Consider the following 12,520-nt stretch of genomic DNA (forward strand, 5'->3'; position numbering starts at 1 on the left):
CTTATCTGCTTTATCCCCATCCCCAATGCGTAACATTGGAGGATGTTTGCTATCTTTGTCTCTTCAAATACTCAAAAAAAAGTATTTACTAATTAAATAAAGATAGAAAATTAATGGAAACAGTAGAAAACAAGTACATCACCGTAGCATATAAGCTGTACTCAATCGAAAACGGAGAAAAAGATTTCGAAGAAGAAGCACCCGTAGAGCATCCTTTTCAGTTTATCTCAGGTCTGGGAATGACACTCGAACCCTTTGAAGCCCAGATAAAAGACTTGCAGATAGGCGATAAATTCGACTTTACCATTCCGGCATCAGAAGCTTATGGTGAATATGACGACGACCATGTTATTGACCTCCCCAAAGAAATCTTCATGATAGAAGGAGAATTCGACAGCGACCGTGTAGTGGAAGGCGCCGTCATCCCCTTGATGACTTCTGAAGGTCAACGCATCAATGGAAGTGTAGTAGAAGTAAAGGAAGACGTAGTTGTAATGGACATGAATCATCCACTCGCAGGTTGTGATTTGAACTTTACCGGAGAAGTGGTGGAAAGCCGTCCGGCTACGAACGAAGAGCTTGCTGAAGTTGCCCGTATGATGGGTGGCGGTTGCGGCAGCTGCGGTTGTGGTGACTGTGGCGACGGATGCGGCGACCATGAATGTGGAGGCGGATGCTGCCACTAAAGAATTAAAAATTAAAGAATCAGACTACACAGTATTAAGCATGCCGCATGGTAATTCTTTAATTTTTAATTCTTTAATTTTTAATTTCTATATTATTTACTTGTCATTATCTCCAATACCAATTTATCCGTTTCATTCATTCCTTTAGAACCGATTTTTGTCAGATTACGGATACTTTGATCCACATCCTCATCAATAATACCTTCTACGGAAGTTACACAACGGTTTTCCATGGCCATGATGGCTGAAAGCACTGCGGTTGAAACTCCGGTAGTTACTTTCAATGCACAACTGGGTTTGGCACCATCACAAATCATTCCGGTAAGATTGGCAATCATGTTCTGCACAGCATATGCCACTTGTTCATAAGTTCCTCCCATTAGCCAGGTTATACCGCAACTGGAACCCGTGGCAGCAACCACACAACCGCATAAGGCGGATAAGCGTCCCAAACTCTGCTTGATATAGATTACTGTTAAATGGCTCAACATCAAGGCACGGATCAATTCTTCTTCCGATTTCCCGTTTTCTTCAGCATAAACCAGCACGGGAAGGGTAGCGGATATCCCTTGATTGCCACTGCCGGAATTGCTCATCACCGGAATCATGGCACCGGCCATACGGGCATCACATGCTCCCGAAGTGTAAGAAAGGATATGAGAGAAGACACTGTCGCCCATAATCCGGTGTTCGTAAGTGCCACGTAGGATTTTACCCAGTCCATGACCATATTCACCTTCGAAGGAACGTTCGGCGGCAGTCTTGTTCAGTCGTGCCGTATCAAGAATAAAACGGATGTCGTCTAATGGGGTTGTCATGGCGAAGTCATACACTTTGCGTAAAGTCAAGTCCAATACATCCTCCTCTTCGATACAAGAGGCAATTTGTTTGTCCAATAAGATGTCACCGTTGCGCGTTATATAAGTAAAGCAAGTATGCCCACCGGCAATAATAGCTGTTGCCTTGTTCGTATCAGCTTCACAACATACTTCTATATAAAGCTTCTCTTCCATATCGTTTTTTAAAGATATATGAATACGCTTTTCTTCTATGAAACGCTTTCCTGCCTCCACTGCATCAGGAGTACTTTCTTTCAAAACCTCCAATTGATATGCCGACTTACCTATTAAGGCGCCAAGCGCCACAGCAATCGGTAATCCAATCATCCCCGTACCTGGAATACCCACTCCCATTGCATTTTTCAGAATATTGGCACTCAGCAATACAGTTATCTTTTCGGGACGCTTATTCAGCACTTCCGCAGCCTTTGCTACACACAATGCCACAGCTATAGGTTCTGTACAACCAATGGCAGGAATTACTTCAGATTTAACCAAAGCAATAATCTGTCGTCTTTCCGTTTCTGTCATATCATTTCTACAATTTGATTATTTATCATGCAAATGTAGGAAAAAACAAACAAAAATCCCTCCTCTATAACCTGAAAATCAGGAGACAAAGGAGGGAAAATTCCATATCGAAAAAAAAGTTATTTAGCGGCAGTCAAGTTCAAACCAACTTCCAAACGAGTTGTTTCATTAATTATTTCAGGTAAACCCTTCAACATACCTTCTGCCATACCGGCCATACTTCCAAAATCAGGATCAGCTTTCATTGCTTCGATAAGCATATTTACAAACTCCTCATCCGAGAATAAAGGAGCAACTATATTTTTCATCAAAGGCAATAACAAATCCGTATTCAAATAAACCTTTAATTTACCTTCGTTCTTTTCGTAAGTCAAAGGCACACCGTCAGTTACCAAAGGAAGCAAAGACGTAACAGCCTGAGATAAAATTTCACTCATATCTATAGCCTTGGTAGAACTGCCCAGACGTTTTACATTGGCAATGATGGCATCCAGATTCAAATATACCTTCATTTGGGTATCACTGAGAACTACATATTGTGCAACATTCGCAGGAGTCTTAACAACAGAGGTACCTCCCTGAGCGGCATCAACATAAGAAGCTGAAATATTACCGTCAACACCCAAAGTAATATCATGCAACACACTACACAACATATCCTCTACATTCACTTTATCATCACCACCTGCGTCAATTAAAGGCATACGAAGAGCTAACGTCAAAATTGTTTGAATCGGTAGCTCCCAGCCAGGCATTACCTCTACATTCTTATTGGATTCCCAAATCAAATGAATCGGTTCTTCCGTATAATCAGAATTAAGGGGTGTAGGAACCCAAGTCGTTCCGGATAAAGCGGAATTTTTCAATGCGACATTAGTTAAATCTAATTTCAAGGAAGAAGCAGTAACCTTTCCTGCATAGTCAAAAGTACAATAATCGGTCTCACTTGTGCCGGAAAACGAACATTCATCACCTTGTATATTCAAAGTAACCGGAAGGGTTACAACCGGAGAACCAGGGAATACGCCTGCACCAAAAGAACCGGAAGCCGCTTCACGTGTAAGAATACCGGAAAGATCCAAATTGCCAGCCAATACCAAAGTAGCCTTGGTTGCATCAGAAGCATCCGGAGTAAAAGTTACTTTCTTTCCCAACATTGATCCACCGTTATAAGTCAAGTTCAAACCTGTTGCAACTGTAAACTCTGTTTGCGGCACAGGACATACTACCTTGTCATCGTCATCATCACTACAAGCCGTGAATAAACTCATTGAACAGATCAATGCAAATAAATAAAATAAATTCTTTTTCATACTTTTTTGAGTACTTGTTTAGTTAATAAAAAGCGTCCCAAGGGAGCTATTAATTTCCCATTTTAAATCAAAGGTGCAAAGTAACACTTTTTAAGGTTACAGTACAAGGTCTTTTCTAAAAAATAAATGTTCCTTTTTTCATCATTACGAGTGAAATTCGGATGCAGATTTCATAAAGAGTAAGCCATTTTTATAAAGAACAAGCCATTGGCCAAACTCTGGCAAAGGCAGGCAACTTTATGCGGAAAAGACTTTTTATCTTATTTCCTTAAACGTTTTATGAAAAAAAGTTGTTATCTTTATAAAGTCAAAAGCATTTCTTATAAAGCGTATTGGCACATTAACCTCATATATAAACCTTTAAAGCATTTGATATGTTCAACTCATTTGGAAATATTCTCCGTCTTACCAGTTTTGGGGAATCGCACGGTAAGGGCGTGGGAGGAGTGATAGACGGATTCCCTGCAGGAATAGTCATTGATATGGATTTCGTCCAGGCAGAGCTCGACCGACGCCGCCCCGGACAGTCACGTATCACTACCGCCCGGAAAGAAGGTGATAAAGTGGAGTTCCTCTCCGGCATCTTCGAAGGAAAATCCACAGGCTGCCCCATAGGATTCATTGTATGGAACCAAAACCAACATTCTGACGATTACAATAATCTGAAAGAAGTCTACCGACCGTCACATGCCGACTATACTTATAAAGTGAAATATGGCATCCGCGACCACCGCGGAGGCGGACGTTCATCAGCCCGTGAAACAATCTCGCGTGTAGTAGCGGGTGCCCTGGCCAAATTGGCGCTGAAGCAGCTGGGTATACACATCACGGCGTACACTTCACAAGTAGGTCCTATCCGCCTTGAAGAAAATTATACCGCATACGACCTCGACCTGATAGAGACCAATCCGGTCCGCTGCCCCGACCCGGCGAAGGCAAAAGAAATGGAAGAACTCATCTTCAAGATAAAGGGAGAAGGAGATACCATCGGAGGAGTGGTGACTTGTGTCGTCAAAGGATGCCCCATCGGACTGGGACAACCCGTATTCGGCAAGCTCCATGCAGCACTTGGAGCAGCCATGCTCAGCATCAATGCAGCAAAAGCATTCGAGTATGGAGACGGTTTCAAGGGATTAAAGCAGAAAGGCTCGGAGCAGAATGATGTGTTCTACAACAATAACGGACGTATCGAGACCCGCACCAATCATTCGGGCGGTATACAAGGTGGAATCAGTAACGGGCAAGACATCTATTTCCGTGTAGCCTTCAAACCCGTGGCAACCGTACTGATGGAGCAACACACCGTGAACATTGACGGTGTAGACACCACCCTGAAAGCCCGAGGACGCCATGACCCGTGTGTATTGCCACGCGCAGTACCCATCGTGGAAGCAATGACAGCAATGACATTGTTGGATTATTACCTGATTGACAGAACAACACAACTATAATATTCACCCATGGAAATAAAGAAATACATCACCGAGAACGAGCCTAAAATGCTGGAAGACTTGTTCAGCCTCATTCGCATTCCAAGCATCAGTGCCAAACCCGAGCATCACGACGATATGCTTGCCTGCGCCGAACGCTGGGCACAGTTGCTGCTCGAAGCCGGAGCGGATGAAGCCCTCGTAATGCCCTCCAAAGGTAACCCGATTGTTTTTGGACAGAAAATCGTAGACCCGGACGCCAAGACCGTATTGGTATATGCCCACTACGACGTGATGCCAGCCGAACCTCTCGAACTTTGGAAAAGCGACCCCTTTGAGCCGGAAATACGCGACGGACATATCTGGGCACGTGGTGCTGATGATGACAAAGGGCAATCTTTCATACAAGTGAAAGCGTTTGAATACCTCGTACGCAACGAACTGCTGCAAACCAACGTAAAATTCATCTTCGAAGGAGAAGAAGAAATCGGTTCGCCCAGCTTAGAAAGCTTCTGCCAGGAGCACAAAGAGTTGCTGAAAGCAGACGTCATTCTGGTTTCGGACACCAGCATGCTTGGTGCAGACCTGCCTTCACTGACCACCGGACTGCGCGGACTAGCCTATTGGGAAATAGAAGTGACCGGCCCCAACCGCGACCTACACAGCGGTCACTTCGGCGGTGCTGTTGCCAACCCCATCAATGTACTTTGCCAGATAATCAGCCAAGTGACGGACGCAGAGGGACGTATCACCGTACCGGGCTTCTATGACGATGTGGAAGAAGTTCCCCAAGCCGAGCGCGACATGATAGCCCGCATTCCTTTCGACGAAGAGAAATACAAAAAGGCTATCCATGTAAAAGCACTTTTCGGAGAGAAAGGTTACAGTACGCTGGAACGTAACAGTTGCCGTCCGTCTTTCGACGTATGCGGCATCTGGGGCGGATATACGGGTGAAGGGTCCAAGACCGTGCTCCCATCCAAGGCATACGCCAAGGTATCCTGCCGGTTGGTTCCCCACCAGGACCACCACAAGATATCCCGGCTCTTTGCCGACTACATTCTGGACATAGCGCCGGATTCAGTACAGGTAAAAGTCACTCCGATGCATGGAGGCCAAGGATATGTATGTCCCATCACCCTACCCGCCTACCAAGCCGCCGAAAAAGGTTTTGAAAAAGCTTTTGGAAAGAAACCGCTGGCAGTGCGTCGGGGTGGAAGTATCCCCATCATCTCCACTTTCGAGCAAGTACTGGGCATCAAAACCGTTCTGATGGGCTTCGGGCTCGAATCCAACGCCATCCACTCACCTAATGAGAATATACCGTTGGACATCTTCCGTAAAGGAATAGAAGCTGTTGTCGAATTCTACCTCAATTATAAATAAAACAAGAAAATCAGGATGAAAGACTTCCAAATTCAAGCCATCGGCCTGATGTCCGGCACTTCCCTTGACGGGCTGGACGTATGTTGTTGCACTTTCCGGCAGCAAGCCGGAAAATGGTCTTTCCACATAGACTGTGCAAAAGGCTATAGCTACCCCGACGCCATGAAGCAGATATTGGGTACCGGTGCACAGACAATGAGTGCTTTGGAGTTCATCACTTTCCACAGCTCCTATGGAAAGTTTCTCGGTGAACGTGTCAACGAGTTCATGCAAGAATTTGGAGTCCACCCCGATATTATCGCCTCCCACGGGCATACCATCTTCCATGAGCCTCAAAAGAGAATCATGTACCAAATAGGTGACGGAGCCGCCATTGCCGCTGAAACCCGTATACCTACCGTTTCGGATTTCCGGCGGCTGGACATCATGCTGGGTGGGCAGGGCGCTCCACTCGTACCTATTGGCGACCGGTTGCTTTTTGCCGACTACGACTTCTGTTTGAATATCGGCGGTTTCTCCAACATCTCATTCGAGCAGGACGGGCGGCGCATCGCTTTTGACATCAGTCCGGTGAATTACGTCATCAACCATTACTGCCGGCAAATAGGATTGGAATTTGACCGTGACGGCGAGATAGCACGGCAAGGCAACATCTGCCAAGAACTGCTGGACGAACTGAACGGAATGGATTTCTACCATCAGTCCGGACCGAAGTCATTGGGACGGGAGTGGGTGGAAACGCTGGTATATCCCATGCTCGAGCGTTATGGCTTGAGTATGGAGAATATGCTACGTACCTTTTACGAGCATGCCGCCTGGCAAATATCACGCATCATCACCGCCCGCCCCTTGCCCGATGGTAACGGAAAACTGCTGATTACCGGTGGAGGTGCATTCAACAAGTTCCTCATAGAACGTATCGACGCCTTGTGTCCGTGTGAAATCGTGATTCCCAGCCGGCAAATCATAGAATACAAGGAAGCCCTAATCTTTGCTTTCCTGGGTGCCCTCTATATGGTGGACACACCCGGATGCCTCGCCTCGGTGACGGGAGCCACGACAGATAATATCGGAGGGATGCTGTTTAAAATATAGTCAATTTTACCATTATGGAAAAATCAAAAGACACCTGGACCGTCTTATCCAGCGAATACCTGCATCGGGCTCCGTGGCTCACTGTGCGTAAGGACCATGTAGTGCTACCCAACGGCAACCACATCCCCTCCTATTATATATTGGAATATCCAAACTGGGTGAATACCATTGCCATCACCCGTGATGGACAATTTGTCTTTATCCGCCAATACCGGCATGGCATACAAGAAACGTCCTATGAGCTCTGTGCAGGGGTATGCGAAGAAGAGGACGGCTCTCCGATGGTTTCCGCACAACGGGAACTTTTGGAAGAAACCGGCTATGGAAACGGAGTATGGAAAGAGTTCATGCAAATCTCTCCCAATCCAAGTACCCACACCAACATTACCTACTGTTTCCTGACTACGGACGTGGAGAAAATCTCCGAGCAACAGTTGGAAGATACGGAAAACCTGACCGTACACCTGCTTTCCTTGCAGGAGGTCAAGGAATTGCTGCAGCAAGGAAGCATCCGCCAGGCGCTGATGGCTGCTCCCCTCTGGAAATACATGGCGGAGAGAATTATTTAATGTGATTACCCTTATTCAAACGGCTTACGGAATGTGCATCCGGATTTCCATTCGGAACAACCGTAAGCCGTTTTCCCCTTGATAACGGTACCTTTTCCGCAAAGCGGACAAGGCTGACCGACGAAATCGTCAGCTTGTACGGAAGCCTCCGTACTTGAAGCTGCCACAGCGCCCGAAGCCTGCTCCGTCTTTTTACCTGCGGCGGCAGACTTTCTCGGTGTTCTTTTCTTCGGCTCCTTTTTCGGCTTATCGGCAGCCTCTGTCTTGGCAGAAACCTTACTGCCCTTTTCGGGAGCAGGCGCTTGGATGGTGATGTGGCGGTTGCTGTTATCAGAAAGTACACTCATCACGACTTCCGATACCATCTGCTTCAATTCTTCCAAGAATTGTCCGGCATTATATGTCCGCCTTTCTATCTCACGTAGCTTTTTCTCCCAGATACCGGTCAGTTCCGCCGACTTCAACAGCTCCTCATGGATAATCTGTATCAGCTCCACACCGGTAGGGGTGGCTATCAGGTTCTTCTTTTCCTTGCGGATATAGTTTCGCTTGAACAGCGTCTCGATGATGGCTGCACGGGTAGATGGACGACCGATACCGTTTTCCTTCAGCGCATCACGCAGTTCGTCGTTATCCACCAGCTTGCCCGCCGTTTCCATAGCACGCAGCAGGGTGGCTTCCGTATAAGGCCGGGGCGGCTGCGTCCACTTCTCATACAAATCGGGGACGTGCGGTCCGCTTTCTCCTTTCACAAAAGCCGGAAGCACATTCTCCTCTTCTCCCTTCTCCTCTTTCTCCTCCTGCGATTGTGCCGAGGGGGTGCCGAAGATAATACGCCAACCCGGTTCCAGAATCTGCTTGCCGGTGGCCTTGAACTCTATGCTCTCTACCTCGCCCAATACGGTGGTAGTGGCAAACTTACAATCGGGATAGAATACAGCAATGAAACGGCGTGCTATCAAATCGAATACGCGACGCTCCATATCCGTCAGATTCTGCGGATGCTGGCCGGTAGGAATAATGGCGTGGTGGTCTGTTACCTTCGAGTTATCGAAAACCTTTTTGGACTTCAACAATGCAGTTCCTGTCAAAGGGGCTGTAAATGTCTCGTAATCACGCAGACCTTTCAAGATGCCGGGGCATTTGGGATAGATGTCATCACTCAAATAGGTAGTGTCTACACGTGGATAGGTAGCCACTTTCTTCTCATACAAAGACTGGATGATTTTCAGCGTCTCATCAGCGGAATAGGCAAACTTCTTGTTACATTCCACTTGCAAAGAAGTCAAGTCAAACAAGCGGAGTGGCGCCTCCCTCCCCTCTTTCTTGGTGACATCCGTCACGGTAAAAAGAGAATTCTTAATCTGGTCCAATAAAACAAGCCCACGTTCGCGGTCGGTAATGGGGTCGATACCCCGATTCTCTTCTTCTTTTTTAGGTTTCTTCCCGGCAGCTATAGCCTCTTTCTGCTTCTCGGCTTCCAATACCAGTTCCTCCTCACTTTTCCGGAGGATGGTGGAGAAAGTGGTATCTCGATAGACGGTCTTCAGCTCCCAGTATTGCTTGGGAACAAAATTCTGTATTTCCAACTGACGGTTTACAATCAGCGCCAGTGTCGGCGTTTGCACACGGCCGATAGAAAGTACCTGCCGGTTCTGCCCATACTTCATGGTGTAGAGGCGGGTGGCATTCATCCCGAGCAGCCAGTCGCCAATGGCACGCGACAAGCCTGCCTCGTACAAAGGCTGGAAATCCGACGCATCGCGCAGCTTGGCAAAGCCCTCACGGATGGCTTCCTCTGTCAATGAAGATATCCAAAGACGTTTCACCGGGCAACGTGCCCCGGCTTTCTGCATCACCCAGCGCTGTATCAATTCTCCTTCCTGCCCGGCATCACCGCAGTTTATAATCATATCGGCATGTTGCATGAGGTTCTCTATCGTATGGAACTGGCGCTCGTATGTGGGATTGCTAATCAGCTTAATGCCGAAACGGGGAGGTATCATGGGGAGGCTTCCCAAACTCCATGACTTCCAGTTAGGGGTATATTCATGCGGCTCCTTCAGCGTACAAAGATGGCCGAATGTCCAGGTCACCTGGTATCCGTTTCCTTCGATGTATCCGTCCTTCTTTTCTTTCGCTCCCAATACATCGGCTATGTCACGCGCCACAGAGGGCTTTTCGGCAATACAAACTATCATTCGTTATTCTTTTAGCGGGACAAAGGTAATAAAAAGGGGGCAAGAACGAAACGATAAGCAAGAAACGATAACATAGACCAGGTGATTTTTCTCCCCCAAAGCTGACGTACGGACATAAAAAAAGGAGTACCGCTGTACTCCAACCTTTGTTAACCTTAAATCTAATACTATGAAAAACACATTGCAAAGATACGGACTTCTGATAAATCTGCAAATTATCCAACTAAAAAAGTATGTTCTATAACACAGATTAAGAAAAAGGGACGGATATGTAAACACATACCGTCCCTCTTTTAACATTTAACGTGTCGGATTATTCTTCATCCAACAAGATTTCCAATATCTGGCAAGCAGCCTTGGCAACCGGAGTACCGGGGCCAAAGATGGCAGCTACACCTGCCTTGTAAAGGAAGTCATAGTCTTGTGCGGGAATTACACCACCGGCAATCACTACGATATCCTCACGTCCCAACTTCTTGAGCTCTTCGATAATCTGCGGAACCAATGTCTTGTGTCCGGCAGCCAATGAAGAAACCCCCACTACATGAACGTCGTTCTCAACCGCTTCGCGGGCAGCCTCGGCCGGTGTCTGGAACAAGGGTCCCATATCCACATCGAAGCCACAGTCGGCATATCCGGTTGCAACAACCTTGGCACCGCGATCGTGACCGTCCTGGCCCATCTTGGCTACCATGATACGAGGCTGACGTCCCTCTTTCTTCGCAAACTTCTCCGCCAATTCACAAGCACGGTGGAAGTCGCTGTCATTCTTACTTTCTGATGAATACACGCCTGATATAGTTCTAATTACTGCTTTATAACGTCCTACAATCTTTTCGCAAGCATAAGAGATTTCCCCCAAAGTGGCACGGACACGGGCTGCCTCGACTGCCAGTTCCAGCAAGTTTCCCTTACCGGTCTTTACACATTCAGTAATAGCCTCCAATGCCTTGTCCACTTCCGCCTGGTTACGTCCTTCCTTCAGACGCTTCAGGTTCTCAATCTGTTCCTGACGGACAGCCGTATTGTCGATTTCAAGAATATCAATCGGAGCTTCTTTCTCCAGACGATACTTGTTCACACCGACAATGGTCTGCGAACCGCTATCGATACGGGCTTGTGTACGCGCAGCAGCCTCTTCGATACGCATCTTGGGGATACCGGTTTCGATGGCTTTTGCCATACCGCCCAGCTTCTCTACTTCCTGAATCAATTCCCAAGCCTTGTGAGCCAACTCATTAGTCAAACTTTCCACATAATAAGAGCCACCCCATGGGTCTACATTCTTGCAAATGTAAGTTTCTTCCTGAATATAAATCTGCGTATTACGTGCAATACGTGCAGAGAAATCCGTCGGCAAGGCAATAGCCTCGTCAAGAGCATTGGTATGCAGTGACTGGGTATGTCCCAATGCAGCAGCCATCGCCTCGATACAAGTGCGGCCCACATTGTTGAACGGGTCTTGCTCTGTCAGCGACCAGCCGGAAGTCTGGGAGTGCGTACGCAAAGCCAGCGACTTCGGATTCTTCGGGTTGAACTGCTTCACAATCTTTGCCCACAACATACGTGCGGCACGCATTTTGGCAATTTCCATAAAGTGGTTCGTTCCGATGGCCCAGAAGAAAGAGAGACGCGGTGCGAAAGCATCGATGTCAATACCCGCAGCCGTTCCGGCACGCAGATATTCCAAACCGTCTGCCAGGGTGTAAGCCAACTCGATGTCTGCCGTAGCACCCGCTTCCTGCATGTGGTAGCCGGAGATGGAGATAGAGTTGAACTTAGGCATTTTCTGGGAAGTATATTCAAAGATGTCAGAGATAATCTTCATAGAGAATGCAGGCGGGTAGATATAGGTATTACGCACCATGAATTCCTTCAAGATATCGTTCTGGATAGTACCAGCCATTTCTTCCAACTTGGCACCCTGCTCCAGACCTGCGTTGATGTAGAATGCCATAACAGGAAGTACGGCACCGTTCATAGTCATAGAGACGGACATCTTGTTCAAAGGAATTCCATCGAACAACACCTTCATATTCTCCAAGGAACAGATAGATACACCTGCCTTACCAACGTCACCCACTACACGTTCGTGGTCGGGGTCGTAGCCACGGTGAGTGGCCAAGTCGAAAGCTACGGACAAACCTTTCTGTCCGGAAGCCAAATTACGACGGTAAAAGGCATTTGATTCTTCCGCTGTGGAAAAGCCTGCATACTGGCGGATGGTCCAAGGACGCAACGTATACATCACCGAGTACGGACCACGCAGATAAGGAGGAAGCCCGGCAGCATAGCCCAAGTGTTCCATTCCCTCAAGGTCTTCTTTTGTATAAACAGGCTTCACCTCAATGCGTTCCGGCGTTTTCCAATCAGCATGGATGCCGTTAGCCTTTTGCCACTCAGCACCATTGACGGGCTGAAAAGCGGCATATATATCTAAGTTTTTAAAATCTTTTCGCATCATGTTATT

At 47.2% G+C, this 12,520-nt stretch carries 9 protein-coding genes; 5 read left to right on the forward strand and 4 right to left on the reverse strand.

The window, feature by feature from the left end:
- Positions 1–113: 113 nt before the first annotated feature.
- Positions 114–686, forward strand: a complete 573-nt coding sequence (locus tag DWX62_RS20285; protein WP_005833142.1) for an FKBP-type peptidyl-prolyl cis-trans isomerase — start codon at positions 114–116, stop codon at positions 684–686.
- Between the two features lie 92 nt (positions 687–778).
- Here the strand turns inward: DWX62_RS20285 and DWX62_RS20290 are convergent, their stop codons facing one another.
- Both DWX62_RS20290 and DWX62_RS20295 read right to left on the reverse strand, forming a co-directional pair.
- On the reverse strand, positions 779–2,056 hold the full coding sequence (locus tag DWX62_RS20290; protein WP_034532834.1) for an L-serine ammonia-lyase, iron-sulfur-dependent, subunit alpha: 1,278 nt from the start codon (positions 2,054–2,056) through the stop codon (positions 779–781).
- Between the two features lie 119 nt (positions 2,057–2,175).
- The gene (locus DWX62_RS20295; RefSeq protein WP_057252979.1) at positions 2,176–3,369 is read right to left on the reverse strand and encodes a DUF4925 domain-containing protein; all 1,194 of its coding nucleotides are present in this window, start codon (positions 3,367–3,369) and stop codon (positions 2,176–2,178) included.
- 374 nt (positions 3,370–3,743) lie between these two features.
- On the opposite strand from DWX62_RS20295, the gene aroC reads away from it, so the two are divergent.
- Genes aroC through DWX62_RS20315 form a run of 4 tightly spaced genes read left to right on the forward strand, consistent with a single transcriptional unit; the run spans position 3,744 to position 7,849 of the window.
- The gene (gene aroC, locus DWX62_RS20300; RefSeq protein WP_008664052.1) at positions 3,744–4,820 is read left to right on the forward strand and encodes a chorismate synthase; all 1,077 of its coding nucleotides are present in this window, start codon (positions 3,744–3,746) and stop codon (positions 4,818–4,820) included.
- Positions 4,821–4,829: 9 nt separating this feature from the next.
- Positions 4,830–6,185, forward strand: coding sequence for a dipeptidase (locus DWX62_RS20305; protein WP_008664054.1), 1,356 nt, complete (start codon positions 4,830–4,832; stop codon positions 6,183–6,185).
- A gap of 15 nt (positions 6,186–6,200) precedes the next feature.
- On the forward strand, positions 6,201–7,280 hold the full coding sequence (locus tag DWX62_RS20310; RefSeq protein ID WP_057252977.1) for an anhydro-N-acetylmuramic acid kinase: 1,080 nt from the start codon (positions 6,201–6,203) through the stop codon (positions 7,278–7,280).
- Positions 7,281–7,294: 14 nt separating this feature from the next.
- Positions 7,295–7,849 carry an NUDIX hydrolase gene (locus DWX62_RS20315; RefSeq protein ID WP_008664057.1) on the forward strand — a complete coding sequence of 185 codons (555 nt, stop codon included), beginning with the start codon at positions 7,295–7,297 and terminating at the stop codon, positions 7,847–7,849.
- A gap of 11 nt (positions 7,850–7,860) precedes the next feature.
- Here the strand turns inward: DWX62_RS20315 and DWX62_RS20320 are convergent, their stop codons facing one another.
- Both DWX62_RS20320 and scpA read right to left on the reverse strand, forming a co-directional pair.
- Entirely contained in the window at positions 7,861–10,050 is a 2,190-nt protein-coding gene (locus DWX62_RS20320) for a DNA topoisomerase 3 (RefSeq protein ID WP_118273916.1), read from the reverse strand.
- Positions 10,051–10,363: 313 nt separating this feature from the next.
- Positions 10,364–12,511: a methylmalonyl-CoA mutase gene (scpA, locus tag DWX62_RS20330; protein WP_120173127.1), complete on the reverse strand. Its 2,148-nt coding sequence runs from the start codon at positions 12,509–12,511 to the stop codon at positions 10,364–10,366.
- Between the last annotated feature and the right edge of the window lie 9 nt (positions 12,512–12,520).

It is taken from the genome of Bacteroides sp. AF20-13LB (assembly GCF_003603065.1).
GTDB lineage: Bacteria > Bacteroidota > Bacteroidia > Bacteroidales > Bacteroidaceae > Bacteroides > Bacteroides uniformis.

Bases quoted from the DNA above. Each gene is read 5' to 3' on its own strand.
- aroC (WP_008664052.1), top strand. From the start codon at position 3,744: ATGTTCAACTCATTTGGAAATATTCTCCGTCTTACCAGTTTTGGGGAA.
- DWX62_RS20285 (WP_005833142.1), top strand. From the start codon at position 114: ATGGAAACAGTAGAAAACAAGTACATCACCGTAGCATATAAGCTGTAC.
- DWX62_RS20310 (WP_057252977.1), top strand. From the start codon at position 6,201: ATGAAAGACTTCCAAATTCAAGCCATCGGCCTGATGTCCGGCACTTCC.
- DWX62_RS20290 (WP_034532834.1), bottom strand. From the start codon at position 2,056: ATGACAGAAACGGAAAGACGACAGATTATTGCTTTGGTTAAATCTGAA.
- DWX62_RS20315 (WP_008664057.1), top strand. From the start codon at position 7,295: ATGGAAAAATCAAAAGACACCTGGACCGTCTTATCCAGCGAATACCTG.
- scpA (WP_120173127.1), bottom strand. From the start codon at position 12,511: ATGCGAAAAGATTTTAAAAACTTAGATATATATGCCGCTTTTCAGCCC.
- DWX62_RS20320 (WP_118273916.1), bottom strand. From the start codon at position 10,050: ATGATAGTTTGTATTGCCGAAAAGCCCTCTGTGGCGCGTGACATAGCC.
- DWX62_RS20305 (WP_008664054.1), top strand. From the start codon at position 4,830: ATGGAAATAAAGAAATACATCACCGAGAACGAGCCTAAAATGCTGGAA.
- DWX62_RS20295 (WP_057252979.1), bottom strand. From the start codon at position 3,369: ATGAAAAAGAATTTATTTTATTTATTTGCATTGATCTGTTCAATGAGT.